At 36.7% G+C, this 22,184-nt stretch carries 16 protein-coding genes and 1 pseudogene; 12 read left to right on the top strand and 5 right to left on the bottom strand.

The window, feature by feature from the left end; genetic code table 11:
• The first annotated feature begins 99 nt into the window (after window positions 1–99).
• The 11 genes from J3D55_RS15360 (at window position 100) to J3D55_RS15310 (ending at window position 12,169) form a co-directional block, all read left to right on the top strand.
• Complete coding sequence (locus tag J3D55_RS15360; RefSeq protein ID WP_259132375.1) at window positions 100–1,422, top strand: beta-helix domain-containing protein; 1,323 nt, start codon at window positions 100–102, stop codon at window positions 1,420–1,422.
• A 73-nt stretch (window positions 1,423–1,495) separates the two neighbouring features.
• Window positions 1,496–2,410: a T9SS-dependent choice-of-anchor J family protein gene (locus J3D55_RS15355; protein WP_259132374.1), complete on the top strand. Its 915-nt coding sequence runs from the start codon at window positions 1,496–1,498 to the stop codon at window positions 2,408–2,410.
• A 159-nt stretch (window positions 2,411–2,569) separates the two neighbouring features.
• Window positions 2,570–3,310: a hypothetical protein gene (locus J3D55_RS15350; protein ID WP_259132373.1), complete on the top strand. Its 741-nt coding sequence runs from the start codon at window positions 2,570–2,572 to the stop codon at window positions 3,308–3,310.
• Window positions 3,311–3,320: 10 nt separating this feature from the next.
• Window positions 3,321–4,679, top strand: a complete 1,359-nt coding sequence (locus J3D55_RS15345) for a S41 family peptidase (protein WP_259132372.1) — start codon at window positions 3,321–3,323, stop codon at window positions 4,677–4,679.
• Between the two features lie 11 nt (window positions 4,680–4,690).
• Entirely contained in the window at window positions 4,691–4,963 is a 273-nt protein-coding gene (locus tag J3D55_RS15340; protein WP_259132371.1) for a hypothetical protein, read from the top strand.
• A gap of 143 nt (window positions 4,964–5,106) precedes the next feature.
• Entirely contained in the window at window positions 5,107–5,625 is a 519-nt protein-coding gene (locus J3D55_RS15335) for an RNA polymerase sigma factor (RefSeq protein ID WP_259132370.1), read from the top strand.
• Window positions 5,626–5,782: 157 nt separating this feature from the next.
• Complete coding sequence (locus J3D55_RS15330) at window positions 5,783–6,580, top strand: FecR family protein (RefSeq protein WP_259132369.1); 798 nt, start codon at window positions 5,783–5,785, stop codon at window positions 6,578–6,580.
• A gap of 77 nt (window positions 6,581–6,657) precedes the next feature.
• The gene (locus tag J3D55_RS15325; RefSeq protein WP_259132368.1) at window positions 6,658–7,503 is read left to right on the top strand and encodes a DUF4974 domain-containing protein; all 846 of its coding nucleotides are present in this window, start codon (window positions 6,658–6,660) and stop codon (window positions 7,501–7,503) included.
• A complete protein-coding gene (locus tag J3D55_RS15320; protein WP_259132367.1) occupies window positions 7,457–9,868 on the top strand; it encodes a SusC/RagA family TonB-linked outer membrane protein in 2,412 nt (803 codons plus the stop codon). Before J3D55_RS15325 ends, J3D55_RS15320 begins: the two co-directional genes overlap by 47 nt.
• Before the next feature lie 14 nt (window positions 9,869–9,882).
• Window positions 9,883–11,286 carry a RagB/SusD family nutrient uptake outer membrane protein gene (locus tag J3D55_RS15315; protein ID WP_259132366.1) on the top strand — a complete coding sequence of 468 codons (1,404 nt, stop codon included), beginning with the start codon at window positions 9,883–9,885 and terminating at the stop codon, window positions 11,284–11,286.
• Window positions 11,287–11,299: 13 nt separating this feature from the next.
• Window positions 11,300–12,169, top strand: a complete 870-nt coding sequence (locus J3D55_RS15310) for a glycerophosphodiester phosphodiesterase family protein (RefSeq protein WP_259132365.1) — start codon at window positions 11,300–11,302, stop codon at window positions 12,167–12,169.
• 94 nt (window positions 12,170–12,263) lie between these two features.
• On the opposite strand, the gene J3D55_RS15305 is transcribed toward J3D55_RS15310, so the two are convergent.
• Both J3D55_RS15305 and J3D55_RS15300 read right to left on the bottom strand, forming a co-directional pair.
• Entirely contained in the window at window positions 12,264–13,034 is a 771-nt protein-coding gene (locus J3D55_RS15305) for an alpha/beta hydrolase (protein ID WP_259132364.1), read from the bottom strand.
• 145 nt (window positions 13,035–13,179) lie between these two features.
• On the bottom strand, window positions 13,180–13,797 hold the full coding sequence (locus J3D55_RS15300) for a cysteine hydrolase family protein (protein WP_259132363.1): 618 nt from the start codon (window positions 13,795–13,797) through the stop codon (window positions 13,180–13,182).
• Window positions 13,798–14,081: 284 nt separating this feature from the next.
• Here J3D55_RS15300 and J3D55_RS15295 point away from each other — a divergent pair, with 284 nt between their 5' ends.
• A complete protein-coding gene (locus tag J3D55_RS15295; RefSeq protein WP_259132362.1) occupies window positions 14,082–16,184 on the top strand; it encodes a sigma-54-dependent Fis family transcriptional regulator in 2,103 nt (700 codons plus the stop codon).
• Window positions 16,185–16,324: 140 nt separating this feature from the next.
• Here J3D55_RS15295 and J3D55_RS15290 read toward each other — a convergent pair whose 3' ends face one another.
• From J3D55_RS15290 to J3D55_RS15280, 3 genes and pseudogenes are all read right to left on the bottom strand, one after another.
• Window positions 16,325–17,407, bottom strand: a complete 1,083-nt coding sequence (locus J3D55_RS15290; RefSeq protein WP_259132361.1) for an efflux RND transporter periplasmic adaptor subunit — start codon at window positions 17,405–17,407, stop codon at window positions 16,325–16,327.
• Window positions 17,394–20,679: pseudogene (locus tag J3D55_RS15285) on the bottom strand (efflux RND transporter permease subunit). The gene J3D55_RS15290 and the pseudogene J3D55_RS15285 overlap by 14 nt, the downstream one beginning before the upstream one ends.
• 12 nt (window positions 20,680–20,691) lie before the next feature.
• The gene (locus J3D55_RS15280) at window positions 20,692–22,077 is read right to left on the bottom strand and encodes a TolC family protein (protein WP_259132360.1); all 1,386 of its coding nucleotides are present in this window, start codon (window positions 22,075–22,077) and stop codon (window positions 20,692–20,694) included.
• Window positions 22,078–22,184 lie beyond the last annotated feature (107 nt).

Here is a 22,184-nt window from a genome sequence, read left to right as displayed (position 1 = left end):
ACTACCAAATCGTAGGAGTATCGAGGTGGATATTCCTAAAAAACTCACAAAATATTAGGTTTAAAAACAAAATAACCTGATAAGCTAAAAATTATAACAATGAAAAAATTAGTTTTAATCGCAGCAGCAGCTTTATCACTTACTGCTTGTCAAAACGATTCTTTAGCAGATTCTTCAAACAACTCTTTCGACATGAAGTCTACTTCTGCTGAATATATTACAGCTTCTGCACTTCCTGTGACTACTGTTAACAGCAACATTACTACAAACACTACTTGGAGTGGAGTAATAGAGCTAGACGGTAACATCGCTGTGAAAGACGGAGCTACTTTAACGATCATGCCCGGAACATTCATTAAAGCTAAGCCAAACTCCATCGGAGAAGGTAGAGGTGTTTTGATTATTACTAAAACAGGTAAGATCAATGCTGTAGGTACAGAATCTCAGCCTATTATCTTTACAAGCTACAAATTATTAGACGGTAACGAAGACACTACTGCTAAAGCAGGAGATTTCGGAGGTGTAATTTTATTGGGTGATGCTCCTACAAACGTTCCTACTACTACAACTGTAGAAGGTCTTCCTTCAAATTCAGATTTCTATTTCGGAGGTGATAACTCTGGTCACAATGCAGGGATCATGAAATACGTTCGTATCGAATTTGCAGGTTATGATTTCGTTGGAGCTAACTCTGGAAATGAAGTGAATGCTTTAACGTTAGCTGGTGTTGGAAGCGGTACTACGATCGATCATATCCAGGTTTCTTACGGGCAGGATGATTCTTTCGAATTCTTCGGAGGAACTGTAAATGCTACAAACTTAGTTTCTTTTGCTGCAGAAGATGACAATTTCGATTTCGATAACGGATATACAGGTACCATTACTTGTGCTCTTGCTTTGGCAGATTACAATTCTGAGCATACAGTAAGCGGACTGCTTTCTGATACTAACGGTATCGAGCTAGACAACAACGCTGGAGGTACTTCTACAGCATTGATTACACATCCGGTTGTTAATAATCTTACTATTGTAGGTGTAAAAACAGATGTGTTGTATGCATCACCGTCGCCTTATACAGGTTCAAAATATGAAAACGGTATTCATATCAGAAGAAGCGGTAGATTAACGTTAAATGATGCTGTAATTACAGGATATCCTACAGGTATCAGAGTAGAAGGAGCAGGTTCAGAATTGTCTTCTGCATCTACTTACAGCTCAATCAAAGTACACGGATTTACAAATTCTGTTTTAGGTACAGGTACTTCAGGAATTCCTTCGGCTAACTTAGTAGTTTCAGCTACTGCAGACGCTTTTGGGATATCTCAGGCATTCTTCAATGTTGGAGGTTGGAACATCTCGCCAAGAAACTGTGGAGATTTCGCAGGAGTATGGACGAAATATGACTTCTCTCTTGTAGATTAATACATCAATGCAGGGAAAGGTTTATTTCTTTCCCTGCTTTTTACTTTTTTTAAATAATCTAAATACTACTATTATGAAAAAAATAATTTTATTATCTGTTATTCTTTTATCACAGGCAATATTTGCACAATATCCTGTTTGGATCAATTCTTTTGATACTCCCGCTGATTTACAGGGATGGACTTTTCATGATTTGAATGGCAACGGAAACGGCTGGATTCAGGGACAGAATATTTATCACAATGGTACTACTTTAACGTACGGAACATCGGGCGTTCTGCGTTATTCGATCAATCTGGTTCCTACAGGAAATGCCACAGGTTTTGCAGCAGAAAACGATTGGATCATTTCTCCGGAAATAGATCTTACCAACGCCGGAGGAAACATCACTTTAGCAGGATACCTTGGAAGACAGAGATCTACTCATACCAGTGTAAGCAGAGATGTCTATATTTTTGTAAGTACGCCTCAAAAGCAGGTTCCGGGATTGTCGGATTTCCAGCAGATGGCGACTGATGCTCAGAATTCAGGGGGTGCGACTTATAAATTCAGCGCTACAAGCAATCTTCCGACTGATCTTACGCAGTTTGCAGAATCTTTAATTAATATTTCCGCATTTGCAGGGAAGAAAATTTATATAGGACTTTGGTCCAACAGAATTACTACCGGATCTGCTCCGAATTCTCAGAATATCAATATTGATGAAATGGCGATTTTTGCTTCCGTTTTGGCGACTAAAGAAGTGAAAACAACTCAAAATATTACAAAAGTAGTAGAAAATCCTGTTGCTGATTATCTTCAGTTAAAATTAAATCCTGGATTAAAAGAAAGTACAACTACCGCAACTATTTACAATATGGCAGGTCAGGAAATAGCAAAAGAAAATTATTCTAAAAACATAAATGTTACAGCACTTACCGCAGGAACTTACATCACGGTAATCTCCGACGGAATCATCACTGAAAGAGTGAAATTTATTAAAAAATAACCTTTATCCTTCCATAAAAAAGGATAACCATGAAAACTAAAAAACTGAAGTTAACAACCTTTTCAACGTAGATTTTTATAATTAGATTGATTGCCTTGTGCTTTTTTGAGGCACGGGCAATTTTCTACATTAAATTTTTCTGAATTTAAAATATTAGAGATGAAAAAAATCATAGCACTCACCCTACTTACAATAGTATTTTCCTGCACAGACAACGACAGTTTACAACCTTATGACAAAGCACAAAAAGCAGCTGAAGTGAATATTAAAGGATATTCAAAACCCGACGTTATTCAAATGAGACTGAATGGAGCTCCAATATCAATATCAGGAAAAACCTCTTACTCCGAAAAAGTAGAAACGCAGGTCGCATTTGTGCTGGATGAAGGAGAAACCGACGAATTGGGAATCTACAACAATCAGACAGGAGCTCAAATCGCTAAATACACCATTACGTACGATAATTTTACAGACTATAAAAATCTGTATTTCTTCAATTTGCCAGGGATTTTCTTGCAGACTTATGCTGTAAAACCTACCGTAAATTTAGGAAAAGTAGGATTTGAATTTATCTTTCCCAATCTTGGCGAATTTTCAGGATCATCTCTGGAAGGCGTGAAAGGTGTTCTAAAAAGAGAAAACGGAGTCGTGCTTGCCGAATTTGATAACATCGGAAAAAAAGATTTCACAGCCGTGAAAATATATAATTTCTTCAGTACGACAGCGCCTGTTTATCTGGAATTGTATAAACCGGGAACTACAGCACCATACACAGGTTCAAATATCATTAAAGTTACCGTAAAACAAGATATCGGCGCCAATATGATCGTACTTCAGGAGAAAATGGAAAACGGAATTGTGGTGGTGAAAGGAGATATTGATGTGGCAGATTATTTATAAATAAAAATTTATGAAAAACTTTTTAAAAATTCAGCGAGTAATTTTAGTCGTACTATCAATGCTGATTTCGTGCAACCGTACAGACGATGACGCTCCGGATTTTCCTGAAGGCAGCACAGAATCTGTCAATCTTTGGGTTCAGGACAGCATGAGACGGTATTATTACTGGGCAGATCAGATGCCTTTGAAGCCGGATTATCATCTTCCGGTAAAGGATTTTTTTAAAAGTTTATTGGCTTCTCAGGATCGGTTTTCTTTTATTGTCAACACCGCCGATTCTTCTACCTATCCGCTTTCTGTCCGCAATATGTATGGTTTTGATTACGCGATTCTGCAATTATCAAATGGTGAAGTCGTTACAGTAATTAAATTGGTGTTGAAAAATTCTCCCGCTTCCAACGCCGGATTAGAAAGAGGAATGATGATCACAAAAATCAACGGACAAACGATTACCGCTTCCAATGCGGAGCAATTAACCTCGTCTATTCCCACTAAAACCATTCTTGAACTGACCGTAGGAAAGTGGGAAAACGGATCCATTATCAACGAAAAAAATATTACGGTTTATTACGGATATTCTCTTGATCAGCCTTTGGTATCAAAGATTTTCGAAAAAAATGGTAAAAAAACAGGGTATTTGTATGTCTACGATTTTCCGGACGGAATGACGCCTTCTCTCAATCAGAAATTTGCAGAATTCAAATCTTTAGGAGTACAGGAATTGGTTCTGGATCTTCGTTATAATTACGGAGGTTCCGTTTCATCGGCGGCCGCACTTTGTTCATTAATCCCTTCCGGAATTTCTGCAGATTCTCAATTTATTGTCTATAAAGGAAATAAAAATGGAGGAGAAGTGAAAAGAACTTTCGCCCAACAAATAGCTTATGATCCCGGTTCGCTAGGTTTTACTGCTTTGCACACCAATTCTTTAGGGTTGAATAAAGTCTATATTCTTACCTCAAAAAGTACAGCTTCAGCATCGGAAATTGTGATTAATAATTTAAAGCCTTATGTACAGGTAATTCAGGTGGGAGACCTTACGTTGGGGAAAGATATGGCAGGATTTATGATTGAAGACAAACGAAAACCTAAGAAAATTACTTGGCAGATTCATCCGGTTGTTTATAAAGTTTTCAATGCGAATGGCGAAGGAAATTACAGCAACGGAATTGCTCCTCAATTGGCTGTAAACGAATTTGTTACTCTGCCGTTGCGTTCTTTAGGAGATGCCGATGAGGTTTTGCTTTCTTCGGTGTTAAGTAAAATTTATTCAAAATCTGTGAATAAAGAAATCGATCAGGAAAATGTGAAGATCTTATTTCAAAGTGAAACTTCTGAAGCCGGATTTTCAAGAGTAAAGTTTAAATAAAAACACAAAAAATGCAGGGAATAGAGCCTAAATCTCACACCAACCTCACCGAACGAGCGGAATATTATCATTTTATGCTAAAAAAAATTCCCGATCATTCTGATGTTCAGTCCTGCGATATTATTTCTAAAGTTTCAGAATTATCAACCCTTTACGAAGAGTATTTAAACAATAAAAAGAAGCTCGAAAAAAGCATCAAAAACTATAACCAATATCACAGCGATCTAAGGAAATTATTGACTTTAAAAATACGTGACGCAAGGAAAAAGATAAAGAAAAAGTGAGATTTTCAACCAAATCTTGAAGGTTTAAACCCAAATATTTATTACAAAATTCTGTTCACTAATAATTAACACAAGATTCACGAACTAAAAGTTTGAGAAAAGTATATTTGCAAAACTTTGTACGACTTTTCAGACAAAACTGAATGGATCAATTTAAAAATTTATACACTGACTACAAACATAAAGTTTATTTCTTTGTGAAAAAATACATCTCGAATAATGAGGATATTGAAGATGTTGTTCAGGAAATTTTCATCCATCTGTGGAAACATATAAAAGATCTTAGGAATTCTGAAAATGTGGAAGCAATTATTTTTAAGACCGCCAAACAGGAAATCGCCAATTTTTACCGAAAAAATAAAATGATCCTTGCTTCCAGCAACGATGAATCTGTATTGGAAAATCACGCGGAAGAAATCCCTGAAAACATCATTTCTGATCAGGATATTAGTACGCTTCAGTCTCTTTTGGAGAAAGTTCCTGCAAAAAGCAGGGATTTGTTTTTACAGAATAAAGTCCAAAATTTAAGCTATTCAAAAATCGCAGAACAAAACAATCTGTCAAAATCTGCTGTGGAAAAACACATCAATAAAGTTCTGAAATTCTTAAAAACGAACTTCCAACAGTTCATATTTTCTATTATTTTTCTTTATTTTATTTAAAATTTAAGTCATTGATTATTAAATGATTTGATTCGTTTTAAAGCTTTTCTATATTAACTCCAGATAAATTAAGAATTAATTAAACATTAATTGTGATTTTTAAGGGTGGACGATTTCAGGTTTCCTGCGTAATCTCAATTATAAGACAAATGTTATAATGGATTTTGAAAAAAACTGGAAATCAATATCTGAAGAAAATCAAAAAATTGATGGAGAAACTGACCAACGAATTTGGAACGGTATTCAAAATAAGATCTCGAAAAAAAGACAGAAATTGTATTGGGCTGCAGCAGTTTTGATTCCAATTTTTGGGCTGTTGTTTTTTTATAATTCCGAAAATAAATTAGAACAAAAGCAAAACCTCGTTTTTGAAACCAAAAATAAGTCTCAGGTTTTTACGCTTCCCGATGGTAGTCACATTAAGCTGTTTCCAAACAGTAAACTGAGTCTTCAGGAAAATTTTGGAAAAAAAGAAAGAGGAGTCAATTTTGAGGGGTACGGATATTTTGATATTGCAAAAGATAAAAGCAGAGCGTTTAAAATAAATGCCAAAGCTTTTCATGTGCAGGTTTTGGGAACAAAGTTTTATCTGGATCAGAAATCACCTGAAAAGAAAGTGGAGCTTTTGGAAGGAAAGGTAAAAATAGAAAATCAGGGGAAAATAACTTTCCTGATGCCTAAAGAATCTTGGGTAACTGATGTTAATAATATCGAACATCATTATTACAGTCCGGATCTGGTAAGAACATTTACATTTAAAAACAACAATTTTTCGGACGTAATCAATACGCTGAAAGAAAATTATAATATCGATCTGGAATATCCTTCAGAATATAAAAACGAAAAAATAAGCGGATCGTTTAAGGGGAATCTTAATGAAATTCTGATCATTATAAGCTATCCGTTTAATTTTAAAATAGACCATTCTCAGAAGAATACAATCATCTTAAAATAAAATTGCACCGATAATGGGGGTTATCGATGCTTTATGATAAACTAGTAAGAATCTAACAAACTAATTTTAGCAAATTTATGAAAAAAACGGCAATCAGCATTGTGTTGCTTGGGGTTTTATGTGTACCGAATATCATGTACGCATCGGCTGCAAAATACTCAGTGACATCCGTGTTCGCATCACAAGTGCCTTTAACGAAGGTACTGGAAAAACTGGGCAGGACAACGAACAGACAATTCTTTTATTCGGTTTCCGATCTGGAAGACATTTACGTTGACGACAGCAAGATCAATTACAATTCTCTCGAGGGAACGCTTGCTTATCTCAAAAAGAATTATTCTATTGATTTTATCATTAAAAATAATAACGTAACGGTAAGAAAAAGAGAGAATAAAATTGATGTTAAAAAGCAATTATTGAGTTCCAATACCGGTAAATACAACGATACAATCTCCGAAAGAGAAAAGGATATCGATGAGGTTGTTTTGGTAGGATACGGGAAACAGAATAAAAAGGATGTTACCGGTTCCATTTCATCAATTGACGAAAAACAGATGAAAGGAGTGGCTACAGGTAATTTCGGAGATGCCATTGCGGGAAAAGTGACAGGTGTGCAAATTACGCAAACCAATGCAAGTCCGGGTTCTTCGCCAACGATTAGAGTAAGAGGAATAGGTACAATCACGGCAGGTTCCAATCCATTGATTGTTGTTGACGGTTTACCGCTTACCGAAGGTTCAAATCTGAATTCTATCGATCCTAATTCCATTGCAAAAATTGATATTCTTAAAGATGCAGCTTCGGCTTCAATTTATGGTTTCTCGAGGTGCAAACGGCGTGATTCTCATAGAAACCAAACAGGGAAAAAAAGGCAAAATGGAAGTGAATCTGGATTCCTATTACGGAATTCAGATGAGAAGTGATAATGTGAAGTTTGTGGATGCTTACGATATGGCAACATTTCTGAAAGAAGCGAGAGACAACAATTATTTGTCTAAAGGAACGAACAGAAGTATTAATGACGATAATGCCACAAGAACAAGCAAAGGTGCATCTTTAAGAGAACTGATTCCTGAATATCTGAAGCCGTATTTGGACGGTCAACAAGGATTAACGAATACAGATTGGCTTAAAACCGTTATGAAACCTGCTCCGATAAGTCAGACAACATTATCGGTGATTGGCGGAAATGATAAAACAAAATATGCTTTTACAGGAAGTTATTTTAATCAGAAAGGAATTGTAATCGGTACAGATTACGAGAAATATTCTACGAATATTAATTTAGCCACCCAATTATCGGATAATATTAAACTTGGCGCATCCATTACGCCGTCTTATTCCACAGGAAATATTATTGCGGAAACTTCAAGGTCTTATAATCCGTTGCAGATGGCAACCATTTCTTATCCTTTCTTTTCGCCTTACGATGCGAATGGAAACATAGCAATTTCTCAGCAGATAAAGATAAATACTCCGACAGACGGTGCTTTGGTGGAAAATCCTTTGGCTATAGCAGAGATGGTGAACAGTAAATATACTTTGTTTAAAACCTTCGGAAATGTATTTTCAGAAATTACTTTTCTGAAAGATTTTAAATATAAATTATCAGTAGGCGGAGATTATACCAATTACGAATACAATTTCTTTGATCCTTCTTCGGTTGGAGCTTACAGAGCTGCTGCGCCTGATGTAACAACGGCGAAACGTTCGGATTATATAAGGAAAAATTATCTTGTAGAAAATCTCCTTACGTATGATAAAAAATGGAATAATCATAGTTTTAATATTATCGCAGGACAATCTTACCAGCAGGAAGAAAACAATGAAGTCTTAACTGAAGCCACCGCTTTTCCCGACAACAGCATTACGAATATTGCGGGAGGAACTGCATTTAAAACCACTTTAAGTCAGTACAAATGGGCGTTGATCTCTTATTTTTCAAGGGTAAATTATAACTTTTCCAATCGATATAATGTCATGGCATCTTACAGAAGAGACGGTTCTTCAAGATTTGGAATTAATACAAAATGGGGCGATTTTTATGCATTAGCATTAGGCTGGAGCGTAAGTAATGAAAGTTTTTTTCCTAAAAATCAATACATCGATCGCCTAAAATTAAGATACAGCATCGGAAGCAATGGGAACAATCAGATTCCAAACTTTGGGGCTTTGTCGTTGATGGCGCAGGAAAATTATGTTTTTGGAGGTAATTTGGGAGCCGGTTATCGATCTTCTACCGCTCCAAATCCGAATATTTCCTGGGAAAAATCGAAATCAAATAATTTTGGATTGGATTTCGCGCTTTTCAATAACTTTTTAAATGTTTCCGCAGATTATTATATCCTTAACAGAAATGGTCTTCTTCTCGACGTACCCGTTCCGCAGCAATCCGGTTATACGACGTCGCTTCAGAATATTGGAAGAATTAAAAATAACGGGTTGGAAATTCAGTTATCAACCAAATCATTGCATATCGGTGAAAATTTTGAGTACAACAACAGCTTAAGTTTTTCAACCAATACCAACAAGGTTTTGGCTTTGGCGAACGGACAAAATCAGATTATAACGGGAGCCAATAACTTTTCGGTAACCAAAGTGGGCGGATCGATCGGAGAAATGTACGGATACAATATCGTAGGTATTTATAAATCTCAACAGGAAATCGACAACAGCGCTCACATTTCCGGAACACTGGTCGGAGATTATATTATGGAAGATTTAAATAAAGACGGAAAAATAGATACTGATGATAAGAAAAGCTTCGGATCGGGGATTCCCAAATATATTTTTGGTTTTACGAATAATCTGAAATATAAAAATTTTGAACTGAGCTTTACTTTCTACAGTGAATTGGGCAAAAAGATTTACAACGGCGATTCTGTAAGTACATTAGAATCCGGTGAAGGTTTTGGGATGGCTTCTCAATATTATTTTGATAACCGTTACAATCCCACAACAAATCCGAATGGCTTTTTTGCAATGCCGAACATGAATTTTTCCAACAACAGAAAAGAAGCACGAACGTCTAATTTGTTTTTCAAAAATGCAGATTATGTAAGATTAAGGTCTCTCAGATTATCATACAACTTACCAGAAAGCATTACTTCAGCTTTAAAAATAAAATCTGCGCAGATCTATTTCTTAGGAAATAACCTTTTCACCATCACTTCTTATAACGGGATGAACCTTGATGCGAATTCGGATAATGCGCTTACCCAAGGCTACGACAGCGCTTTTTATCCGGTAGCAAAAGTATACTCATTCGGGATGAATTTTAAATTTTAAAACGTAAAAATCTTATGAAAAAAATAATAATTTCTATAGTAACCATTGTGCTGATACAATCTTGTTCGTCAGATCTTCTTGATATTACGCCTGAAGCAACCAAAGTGTCTTCTCAGTTTTACAAAGATGCGGCGCAGATAGAGCAGGGAATTAATGCGGTGTATGCAACCTTACAATATTCGGGGCAATATCAACTTGCGCTTCCTACGATTGGCGAAATCCCATCAGACAACACCTACGATGAAGTTCCTGCCAACGATTCTTTTACGTATGGTGAATTTGATTTTTTTACCATTCAGCCTAATAATACTTTGATTGCAGATGCATGGAAAGACAATTATGTAGGAATTCAGCAGGCAAATATTATCCTGAACAGAATCGATGCAATTGGCGATATGTCTCAAGCTTTGAAAACAACCAGAATCGGAGAGATGAAATTCCTGAGAGCATTGATGTATTTTAATTTGGTAAGAATTTTCGGAGACGTTCCTTTGGTCACAAAAGAAACCACGAATGTTAATGAATATTTCGGGCAACCACGAACTCCTTCCGCAGAACTATACACTTTTATTGAAAATGAACTGAAAGAGGCGGTTGCCATTCTTCCCGTTACCACAACACAAAAAGGGAGAGTGACAAAAGGTGCGGCATTGGGAATTTTAGGAAAAGTTTTAATTACTCAGAATAAGCATGCTGAAGCGCTTCCTTATTTAAATCAAATTGAAAGTTTAGGATATACGCTGCAAACTGATGTCAACAAAATATTTGATGTCACGAATAAAAACAACCCGGAAATTATATTTGATGTACAGTTTGCTTCCGGAATTAATGGTAATTCGGAAGGAAGCAGCGCGTTTCAGATGTTCAGTCCTTCAGGTTCGGTTTCAGGAGCAAAAGGTCATAATCTGCCGACAAAAGAGATTTACAATCTGTATTCGGCAGCAGATACCAGAAGATCGGCATATATAGGCTTAACAGCGAATGGAATTCCTTTTTCTAAAAAGCTGGTAAAAACATCCAATACGATTGTCGATGGCGGAAGTAATTTTGTGGTTCTTCGATTGGCAGAAGTTGATTTGCTACTTGCAGAAAGCTATGCCAAAACAAATGATTTGCAGAACGGTAATCTTTATCTCAATAAAATTAAATCCAGAGCAGGAATTCCGACAGTGAATCTGGCTTCTCAACAAGCACTTTTAGACGAAATAGATAAAGAAAGAAGATTGGAATTAATTGGTGAAGGTCACCGTTGGTTCGATTTGGTTCGAACGGGGAGAGCGGTTGCGGTTTTAACCAATCATTTTACAGTGACACCGGGATACAGCACGGCAAAAATAGACCAGCACAATTTATTAATGCCTGTTCCTCAAAGTCAAATTAATACAGATCCTGCGATTAAACAAAACCAAGGATATTAAAAAAAGAAATCTTATGAAAACAAAAATATTTTTACTTCTACTGCTTATTGCAAACACCGTATTTGCACAAAAAAATGTCTCTCTGTCGAAATTTCCGAATGATAAAGTCATGGTGGTTGCCCATCGTGCAGACTGGAGAGAAGCTCCCGAAAATTCGGCATGGGCTGTGAAAAAAGCCATTGAAAAAGGCGTGGATATGGTGGAAATCGATTTGGCATTAACGAAAGACAGCGTATTGGTGTTGATGCACGACCAAACAATCGACAGAACCACGACGGGAAAAGGAAAACCGGAAGATTACACCTATGCAGAGCTGCAAACATTTTTCCTGAAAGACGGATTGGGTGTTACCACACAAATGAAAATACCGACATTAACCCAGATTTTAGATATCACCAAAGGCAAAATATTAATTAATCTTGATAAAGGATTTGATTATATCGGATTGGTTTATCCGATGTTAAAGGAAAGAAAAATGTTGGATGAGGTTCTTTTTAAAGGATACGAAGATTATAAAGGCTTTGATTCAAAATACGGATATCTCAAAAAAGAGATCAAATATATGCCGATTATCAGATTAAATAAAAATGAAGGATGGCAAAAGATAAACGATTATCTGGATAATTTTAAAGTCTATGGATTTGAATTTACGATAGGTGAAACCGAAGACAATATGCTGGATTTTAAAAAATTAAAGGAGAAAGGTGTAAAAGTCTGGGTCAACTCATTGTGGCCTCATCATAATGCTCATCATAATGACGATATGGTTCTTGATAATCCGAATATCTACGACTGGTTCATAAAAAATAATGTGAATATCATTCAGACCGATCGTCCGAAAGAATTAATTAATTATTTGAAAATTAAAAACTTATATTATTAATTTCTGATTAAAAAAATAGCCGCTAATAATTTTAGTGGCTATTTTTTCTTGATAATTTTTATAGGGTTAGAATGACGTTTTTTTGATTGAAAACCTACAGTTTCTCATACCAGTCCAGAATATAATCTGCCACAGCTTCCCATCCCGGTTCTCCACATATAAAGTGACTTTTGCCCTCGAAAATTTTTAAATCAACTTTACTGTTTTTGTCGCTATACTTTTTGGCAAGTGTTGTGGTAAGCGATGCCGGAAAAATCGTGTCGCTGCCACCACCAATAAATAAAATCGGTTGATGTGACTTTTTAAAATCAATATTAGAAAAAGGGTTCAATACCAATTCGCGGCTTACTTTATAGCTTTCTGGCACTGCAAAACTGTCAAACGCGGCGGGTCTGTCTCTTTCCGGCAACGTATTGAAAAAACATTTGTCGTACCATTCGCGGCTGCCCATAAAATATTTCTTAGAAGAGAAAAAACCAAACGCCGGTAATACTGCTTTTAGCGTAGTGAAGGGAGGAAATACATTCTTTGGAGGGGCTCCGTCGATACTTACTGCAGCGATGGCTTTACCCATTTCAAGCAATTTCATCGTTGCCATTCCTGCCATTGAATGCCCGATAATCAGGGGTTTTTCAGGCAGACCGTCCGCAATTCTTGCGATGTTGTTTACAATATCTGTAAAACCGGTTTTCATAAGATCAGGATGTACCTGTCTCCTCAAATCAGAAGGATTTCCTTGGTGTCCCGGATTAACTGGTGTATAGACTTTATATCCTCTTTGTTCGTATCGGTCTTTCCATTTTGCCCAGGTTATTTCGTTCACAAAGTTTCCGTGTATTAGAATAATGGATTTTGAAGTTGTCATAAGGGTTAAGTTTTGATTATTAGAATTTTATAAATAGCATGTAAGTCTTTATTGGTTTTAAAAAGTCTTTATTTTTATTCTTTTTGAGTTAAATTTTTTAAGAGTTTTCCGCAGTCATTGTACTTTCTGTGAAGGTTTCCATGATTTACATATTAATATGGGTTATAAAATCTTCAGTCGATGAAAGAACATGCCCGTAATTCGGAAAATTGGTTTCCACGGTTGCTTTTATTTCTTCCCAATTAAAAGCACCAATTCCATCTTTAATTAATGTTACGTGGTAACCCAATTCGACTCCAAATCTAGCGGTTGAGTCGATGCACGTATTGGCTCGCATTCCGGCAAGTACGATTTGGTCGATATTATGTTGACGCAGAAGAAAATCCAGATCCGTATTGGCAAAACCACTTGCTGTCCAATGATTTTGAGCCATAAGATCGCCTTCCTGCATAGCGAGATCAGTATGAAATTCGGCTCCCCAAGAGTCTTTTTCAAATAAAGTAACACTTTTACTTCCCAAATGAGAAGGTGCCATAAATTTCCAGTTTAAATAATCTCTTTTTTGTGTATGTCGATGAGGCGCATAAATCACCTGAATTTTCTTCTCTCTCGCAGCATCCAGAAGCTTTTTTATATTTCCGACCACTCCGTTTCCTTCAACGGTTTCTTTTGTTATAGTATATAATTTTCCTCCTTCCGAAAGAAAATCATTGAATGGATCGATGAGGACAAGAGCAGTTTTTTGAAGTTGATAGAGACTCATAGTTTTCAAGGTTTAATGGTTATATTTTAAATGAAGGCAATCGGTTACACAGTTGTTCTTATGTGAAGTAAATTTGAAACAAAACATATATAATTTTGAGTTTTGTATGCAGTGAATATGTTCTAATTATATGCCAATGAATAATTGTAGTATTAATGGCGTTTTTGAGAATTAACAGTTGAAATAATTACGAAATAAAGTGAATTGACGAAATATTTTTCCGAAATAAAGTAATTATTAGTAAATTTATAATAATTGATTATGAATCTTTAAATAACATTTTTATGAATAATACCGATAATTTGGGTGAAGAACTTGATTTATTCGTTTCAATAAGTCAGGCTACGGTTTCGATTAGAAATAAAAATGATTTAGTAAGTTTTATTCAGCTTAAATTAAAAAATATTTTCCCGTTTTCAGATCTTGCCATCACGAGATTTAATACTTCCAAAGGCACTTTCAAGGTTTTTCTTGAACATTGTGACAAAACAAATCAACATCCTGATTTTAGTTCCGTTGCGTACGAAGAATATCCTATTAAAGACGGTTTGCACGATAAAATTATGGAGTCGGAAACAAGCGTGGTGTTGTCCGTCGATAGTTTGATAGAAAGTGGTATGAAGCATCTGGTTTTTCTACAGAATGCAGGGATAAAAGAAATTGTAGGAATCCGTCTTTTACAAAATGGGGAAGTTTTTGGCGGGATGGTGCTTTTATCGGAAGAGGAAGGTTCTTTTACGGTTTTACAGAGAAGGCTTATTGAGAAAATTTCCAATTATATTTCGTCTGCGGTGGCAAATATTATCGCCAATGAAGAAATTCAAAACAGAGACAGAGAAAAAAGTATTTTGCTTTCCCTAAGCAATGAGACGGCAAAAGTTAAGAATAAAGAAGAATTATTTTCAGTAATCAGAGTAAAACTAAAAGAGCTGTTTTCGATTGTAAGTTTTGGGATCATTGTAAAAAATACAGATTCTCAGACGCACAGCTTTTTTATGTTTGAAGTAGATGATGAAACAAAAGATAATCCCGACTTTCAACATGTTATCAATCATGAATATATCACGACCAATGATGAGATTTTTAATACTATTTTAAACTCAGATTCTCCTGTGATTTTAGATATTAATCAATTGGAAGGAACAATGCCATTGTACGCCGAGTTTTGGAAGAAAAGAAATATCCGCAGCATTATCGGCGTTGCATTGAGGGTCGCCAATGACGGTTTAGGCTGTTTGTTTCTGAGAATTGAAGATGATTTTGATATGAAGCCTATGATGGATTTGTTAAAAGGAGTAAGTTCGCAAATCGCTATAGCATTATCAAATATTATTTCAAACGAAAAAAATCAAAGTCAGCTAAAGGAAATAGTGCGTTATAAAGAACAGCTGGAAAACGAAAAAGCTTATCTTCAGGAAGAAATAACATCCGGAAACCGGTACGGCGATATTATTGGCGGAAGCGAAGAGATGAGAAATGTTTTTCATATGCTGTCGCAGGTTGCATTCACAAACAGTACAGTTCTTATTTTAGGAGAAACCGGCACTGGAAAAGAGCTTATTGCAAGGGCTATTCATAATTCGTCGCCCAGAAAAAACAATCTTCTGGTGAAAGTGAATTGTGCTGCTTTACCGACAAATTTAATCGAAAGTGAATTATTCGGGCATGAAAAAGGAAGTTTTACAGGAGCTTTCGAAAGAAGGATCGGGAAGTTTGAGCTGGCTCATAAAGGCACTTTATTTTTGGATGAAATAGGGGAAATGCCCGTTGAATTACAGGTGAAATTATTAAGAGCAATTCAGGAAAAAGAAATTGAGCGGGTAGGAGGAAAAGGTATCTTAAAAACCGATGTAAGAATCATTGCAGCGACCAACAGAAATCTTATAAAAGAAGTAGATGAAGGCAAGTTCAGAAGCGATCTGTATTACAGGCTGAATGTATTTCCCATCCATATGCCGTCGCTTAAAAACAGAAAAGAAGATATTCCGGAATTAGTAAGTTATTTTGTGGCAAAATTTTCAAAAACGGTAGGAAAGACGGTGAAAGATGTTTCCAAAAAAGCCATGTCTGAACTCCTGCAGTACGATTGGCCGGGAAATGTAAGAGAGCTTGAACACGTCATTGAAAGAAGCATATTGATGACGGAAGGAGATTTAATTAAAGACGTTTTCTTTTCATACAGAGATACTTTTCATGAAAATAAAAAAGAAACCGGAGACAGAACGATCGCCGGATTTGAAAAGCAACACATCATCGCGATCTTAAAACAATGCAACGGTAAGGTTTTCGGACCAACCGGAGCGGCAGTAATTTTAGGAGTTCCACACACAACACTGCATTCAAAAATTAAAAAATTAGGAATAACCAAGACGGATATATTTGGTTGATTGTAGATGAGGTTTTGTTAGTTTTATATTTAATTTAAAGGTTTCAGGATGATAAACTTTGCGGATGTAAACCTTCAAGGTTTTTAAAACCTTGAAGGTTTGATTTTTTGCAACAGCTTCAAATTCCTCGCCCCAATAGCTTATTTCACTTCCGTTCCGTCTTTTATTTCCTCAGAAGCCGCCTTTACTAACTTCGTATTGGGAACAATATCTCCGAAAACTTCCACTCTGTCTTCAAATTCCCTTCCTTTTTGAACCTTCGTTCTCAGCGTTTTATGATTTTCTACTTTTAAGACATAAATTCCTTCGCTTGAAGAGACTACCGCCGATTTTGGAACGACAAATGTGCTGTCTTTAGAATTTAACGGAAGTAAAACTTCGGCAACCATTCCCGGCAAGAGCTTTTTGGTGGTATTCATGACATCCATTTCTACCTTTTCAGAACGAAGTTTTGTATCTAAAGCTCCGGATTTTCTGGAAATCTTTGCTTTAAAATTCTCTCCTAATAAAGATTTTACTGTGAAAGATAATTCATCACCGTCACTTAAATATCCCGTATAAAGTTCCGGAACGAATACCGACAGACGCAGTTTATCCTGCTGTTGAATCGTGAATAAGGGTAACTCAGAACCTTTTCCTGCAGGTCCCACGTAAGCTCCCAAGTTCACATTTCTTGCTGAAACAACACCGTCAAAAGGGGCACGAATCTGCAGATAACCAATGTTACTTTGCACTTCTCTATACGAAGCTTTCGCTGCCTGCAACTGCGCAAAATCCGAGTCTTTTCTTCCTCTGGCTAATTCCAGATCATTTTTTGCGATGGTTCCTTCCACTTTGCTGGTTTCCAGTAATCTTTTATACGTCGTATTGCTTGATACATATACTGCTTCCTGAGAATGTAGTCTCGATTCCGCTGCTGCCAATTGAGAAGTCGTTTCCGGTGCTTCCAAAACCAGAAGCAATTGTCCTTTTCTTACTTCAGAACCGATATCGACTTTCAGTTCTTTTACAAAACTGCTGACTTTTGCGTAAACGTCAACTTGCTGAAAACCTACCAATTCCGCAGGCATTCTCAATTCTGTTGACAGTTTTTCTTTCTTTGCTACAAAAGTTTCAATCACTGGTGTTTCTTCCACCGGTTTTACTTCTTCTTTCTTTTCCGAACAGCTTGTTAAAAACAAAACTGCCAATAATGCTGTTATTTTGATACTAGTATTTTTCATTTTTGTGGAGTAATGATGAGATATAATGTTTGCTTTCTTCGTCTTCCGGATCCAATGAAGGCGATTGTGTGGTTGTTTTTCCTAATGCCCAGGCGAAAATCATCGGCAGGATAATTAATACGGTAAATGTTGAGAATAATAATCCTCCGATAACCGCTCTTCCCAATGGAGAAACCTGATCGCCACCTTCACCGTGACCGATTGCCATTGGTAACATTCCCGCAATCATGGCAATACTTGTCATAATAATCGGACGCAATCTTAATGAGGCCGCTTCTTTTGCCGATGCCATTGCATTTCCGTTTACTTTGCGCAATTGTTCGGCATTCGTAACCAGTAAAACCGCATTGGCGATGGAAACTCCGACCGACATGATAATTCCCATGTACGATTGTAAATTTAAGGTAGAACCTGTAATCAGCAACATCAATAAAGCGCCTAAAACTACAGCAGGAACCGTTGTTAAAATAACCAGTGAAATTCTAAACGATTGGAAATTTGCCGAAAGCATAAGGAAAATTACGACAACGGCAATCAATAATCCCGATTGCAGGCTTGACATGGTTTCTACTAAAACTTTGCTTAAACCGATCGGTTCTATAAACATACCTCTCGGCGGTTTCTCCCAAATCGGCAATCGCTTTTTGTACCGCTTTTGAAGCAGTTCCCAAATCTGTATGATCCGTATTGGCAATCACCGAAATATAAGGCATCGCTCCTAAGTTGTCGTTTTCTCCGTAAGTAGATGATGGTGTAATGGTGGCTACATCACTTAAAACAGGGCGCGACGCATTTTTCAACATAGGAATTTCTCCCATATCATTTTCCGTCATCATTTTATCTAAAGGAACCTGAACCTGAACGTTGTAGGAAAGTCCTGCTTTTTCATCGATCCACGTATTTTTTTCGGTGTATCTTGATGAAGATGTGGATGCAATCAGCGAACGGGAAATATCATTCATGTCAACGCCCAATTGTGCAGCGCGCGTTCTGTCGATATTAATATCTAAAGATGGATATTTTATAGGCTGTGCAATTTGAACGTCTCTGAAATAATCAATCTTATTTAATTTTTCAATTAATTTATTAGCATATTGTTCGTTTGCTTTTTTATTTTTTCCGGCAAATCTGATTTCGATTGGCGTTGGTGAACCTTGGCTTAAAACTTTATCCGTCAGTTCAATCGGCTCAAAAGAAATTCTTACATCAGGTAAAACTTTTTTCAGTCTTTTTCTGAAATCATCCTTGAAAACCTCCATATCGGTGTGATAATCTTTTAATCCGATTTGGAAAACAGCTTCATGCGGACCTGCCATAAAGAGATAAATCGGGGACACGGAAAACAAACTTGGATGCTGACCGACATATATTGATGAAATAGAAATATGTTCTTTTCCGACCATTTTTTCCAGCTCCTTCAAGGCTATTAATGCTTTGTCTTCCGTTCTTTCTATTCTCGTTCCGTCTGCAGCCCGAAGTCGCATTTGAAACTGACTTGAATTTACTTTCGGGAAAACATCCTGTCCGATTATATTTAAAAATAAAACTGCCAAACCTGTAATTCCGATCAGATAAATTAATGTTATTGGTTTTTTTACAGCAAAAAGCCTGTCGATTAATTTCATGAAACCAATTCTGAATTTCTCGAATTTTCCTATTTTTCCGTCATGGTCGAGATCTTCACGATCTAAAGCTTTTCTTTGAGCATACGTATCTTCCTCTGATTCCGGTGTTAATCCTGAAGCATTAAATTCTGCTTCATCATCCGTAATGGTTGGTTCATGCTTTATTTTAACATGATCTTTCATCAGCCAATTCGCCATAATCGGAACGAAAGTCTGCGAAAGTAAAAACGAAATAATCATTGAGAAACCAATCGCCAACGCTAAAGGTAAAAACAAAGCTCCGGGAATTCCTGTCATTGTAAACGCAGGAGCGAAAACCGCGAGAATACAGAGTAAAATAAGCAATTTTGGTAAAGCAATTTCTTTACAGGCATCCCAAATGGCGAGTGCTTTTGGTTTTCCCATATCCAAATGCTGGTGAATGTTTTCAATGGTAACGGTACTTTCATCAACCAAAATTCCGATGGCTAAAGCCAAACCGCTTAATGACATTAAGTTGATTGTCTGTCCGAATAATTTTAGGAATAAAACTCCCGAAATAATCGAAATCGGAATGGTCAGAATTACAATTAATGCTGCTCTTCTGTCTCCCAAAAACAGTAAAACCATTAAGCCCGTTAAAACCGCTCCAATTGCTCCTTCGGTAATCAAACTTTTTACAGAATTGATGACAAAAACAGATTGGTCAAATTCATAAGAAATTTTCACATCTTCAGGCAACGTACTCTGGATTTTCGGTAATTCTGATTTTAATCTCTGAACAACATCCCATGTAGAAGCGTCTCCCGCTTTAGCAATACTCACATAAACCGAACGTTTTCCGTTGACTAATGCGTAACCGGCTGTAATATCCGCTCCGTCTTTTACTTTAGCAACATCGCCTAAATATAAATTCTGAACACCACCTTTAAACAAAGGAATCTTCTCAAAATCTTTAACATCTTTAATTGTATTGTTTGTAGGGGTAATATAGTTTTTATCACCAATTCTCACATTTCCGGAAGGAGCTGTTTGATTGTTAATTTTAATGGCTTCTACAATTTGATCAGGCGTTAAATTATGGGCACGAAGCGCATCCGGATCAACATTCACCTCGATCGTTCTCGGACTTCCTCCAAAAGGCGGCGGCGATAATAATCCGGGAATCGAAGTAAACGAAGCTCTTACATAAACGTTGGCAAGATCCTGCAATTCGTTATTTGATCTTGTTTTACTGCTCAAAACCAATTGACCGACCGGAAGTGATGAAGCATCAAAACGAATAATAAACGGCGGCTGCGAACCGGGAGGAAAACCTGCCTGAATTCTGTTGGAAAGCGCACTTAATTCAGCGGCTGCTTGTGCCATATTGGTGTCTTCATAATAAGTCACTTTCATCAGCGTCAAGCCTTGAATATTCTTTGTTTCAATAGATTTTACCCCATTGGCAAACAGTAAAATATTAACATAATTCTTGGCGAAATACGATTCCATTTGGTTCGGAGTGTAACCACCGAATGGATGCGCAAGGTAAATTACCGGAAGATTCATCTTTGGCAAAATATCTACCTTGATTGTTTTTACGGCTCCGATTCCGAAGAAAAAGAGTCCGGCAACAAGCACAAGAATCGATATGGGTTTGCGAAGTGCAAAACGTATTAAATTCATGAGAGGAGAAAATTAAAGTTCATTAATAAATAGGTCGAAATTTCCGGTAGAAGCAGCTTTTAACAAAAGCGACTGCCAAACATTGGTATAGATAATATCACGATCGATTTCTGCCCGATTCAGGGTGTAAAATGCCTGTGTGACGTCAATCAGATTGGTTAATCCGTTTTTATATAAAGTTGTTTTTTGAAGATAGGCTTGTTTTGCGGCGGCAACTTGTTTTGGAGCTTCTGTATAGTTTTCCATGGCAAGTTTAATTTTGGTATCGGCGGCGTCGGATTGTGTTTTCAATTGCTGATCGATGACCTCATATTCTTCTTCCAGACCTTTTGAAATCAGCTTTTGAGCGTTTACCTTTTTGCTGACTCTTGCAATGGAAGTCAAATTCCAAGTAACACCGATTCCGAATAAATAATTCTGACGATCCGGACTGATTCCTTTCCAATAACTTTGAGAGAACGAGTTCTGATTCGTCGCATAATCTGAATTAAATCCTGAAGCCCGGGTTTGATAAATCCCGAAAAGACTGAAACTCGGATATTGTTCTTTTTTAAAAGCTTTCACCTGCTGATTGCTGAAATCAATTCTGCTTTTATAAAACTGAAGCACAGGATTCAGGCTGTCAACAGGTTGTTCTTCATTAAAAATCGCTTTCGGAAGCTGACTGACAAAAGTACTGTCTAAAACGAAATCCTTAACCGGAACTCCCATCAACGATACCAATTTATTATTTTGCTCCTTAACCTGATCTTTTATCTGGTTTAAAGAAATTTTCGCTCTGGAAACTTCGGCAGAAGCTAAAGTAGAATCTACACCGGCAAGCAATCCATTTTTGACTCTCACGGCAACCAGTCTTTGGAAAATCTCGGCTCTGCTTAGGTTTTTCTCTTGAGAAATAACAAGCCTTTGACTTGCCAAAAGATTCAGATAAGCGGTGGAAATTTTAATTTTCTGTTGAAATTTTTCCTGTTCAAGATCTTTTTCAAAACGCACCACATCGGCTTTTGAAACATTGATTCTTTCTTTAATTCTTCCGAAAGTAAAAAATTCCCAGTTGATATTGGCAAGATATAAAGCTCCGAAAGAGGCATTCCAATTCTGCTCGGGAAGCGCCAATCCGGAAGAAGCAACGCCGAGACCTCCAAGCCCATAAAGCGGACCGTTTTGTCCGTTTACAGTTCCGAAATCCTGTTGTGCAGAAAGATTTAAATTAGGTAAATAATCGAGCTTCGCCTGTTTCAATGTTTCCTGGGAAGCTTCGACATATCTGTTTTTTGCCTTGATGGTTCCATAATTTGAAACTCCAGTTTCTACGGCTTCTTTTAATGAAAGTGCTTGAGAAAAAGCATTAAGACAGAACGATAAAAAAAACAAAAGATGGATTTTTTTTAATATCATTGAGAGTAAATTTTAAAGCGCAATTTTAAGCCAATAAAACAGGATAAAGGCTTTATTAATGACGAAATGGTTTTGTAAAATGACGAATTGAATACGTCATTATTCCC

Source organism: Chryseobacterium ginsenosidimutans, assembly GCF_024807225.1.
GTDB classification, from domain to species: domain Bacteria; phylum Bacteroidota; class Bacteroidia; order Flavobacteriales; family Weeksellaceae; genus Chryseobacterium; species Chryseobacterium ginsenosidimutans.
Note: the sequence above shows the minus strand (reverse complement) of the source record. Positions and strands in the feature narration are given on the sequence as shown.

Bases quoted from the DNA above. Each gene is read 5' to 3' on its own strand.
- J3D55_RS15360 (WP_259132375.1), top strand. From the start codon at position 100: ATGAAAAAATTAGTTTTAATCGCAGCAGCAGCTTTATCACTTACTGCT.
- J3D55_RS15355 (WP_259132374.1), top strand. From the start codon at position 1,496: ATGAAAAAAATAATTTTATTATCTGTTATTCTTTTATCACAGGCAATA.
- J3D55_RS15350 (WP_259132373.1), top strand. From the start codon at position 2,570: ATGAAAAAAATCATAGCACTCACCCTACTTACAATAGTATTTTCCTGC.
- J3D55_RS15345 (WP_259132372.1), top strand. From the start codon at position 3,321: ATGAAAAACTTTTTAAAAATTCAGCGAGTAATTTTAGTCGTACTATCA.
- J3D55_RS15340 (WP_259132371.1), top strand. From the start codon at position 4,691: ATGCAGGGAATAGAGCCTAAATCTCACACCAACCTCACCGAACGAGCG.
- J3D55_RS15335 (WP_259132370.1), top strand. From the start codon at position 5,107: ATGGATCAATTTAAAAATTTATACACTGACTACAAACATAAAGTTTAT.
- J3D55_RS15330 (WP_259132369.1), top strand. From the start codon at position 5,783: ATGGATTTTGAAAAAAACTGGAAATCAATATCTGAAGAAAATCAAAAA.
- J3D55_RS15325 (WP_259132368.1), top strand. From the start codon at position 6,658: ATGAAAAAAACGGCAATCAGCATTGTGTTGCTTGGGGTTTTATGTGTA.
- J3D55_RS15320 (WP_259132367.1), top strand. From the start codon at position 7,457: ATGGAAGTGAATCTGGATTCCTATTACGGAATTCAGATGAGAAGTGAT.
- J3D55_RS15315 (WP_259132366.1), top strand. From the start codon at position 9,883: ATGAAAAAAATAATAATTTCTATAGTAACCATTGTGCTGATACAATCT.
- J3D55_RS15310 (WP_259132365.1), top strand. From the start codon at position 11,300: ATGAAAACAAAAATATTTTTACTTCTACTGCTTATTGCAAACACCGTA.
- J3D55_RS15305 (WP_259132364.1), bottom strand. From the start codon at position 13,034: ATGACAACTTCAAAATCCATTATTCTAATACACGGAAACTTTGTGAAC.
- J3D55_RS15300 (WP_259132363.1), bottom strand. From the start codon at position 13,797: ATGAGTCTCTATCAACTTCAAAAAACTGCTCTTGTCCTCATCGATCCA.
- J3D55_RS15295 (WP_259132362.1), top strand. From the start codon at position 14,082: ATGAATAATACCGATAATTTGGGTGAAGAACTTGATTTATTCGTTTCA.
- J3D55_RS15290 (WP_259132361.1), bottom strand. From the start codon at position 17,407: ATGAAAAATACTAGTATCAAAATAACAGCATTATTGGCAGTTTTGTTT.
- J3D55_RS15280 (WP_259132360.1), bottom strand. From the start codon at position 22,077: ATGATATTAAAAAAAATCCATCTTTTGTTTTTTTTATCGTTCTGTCTT.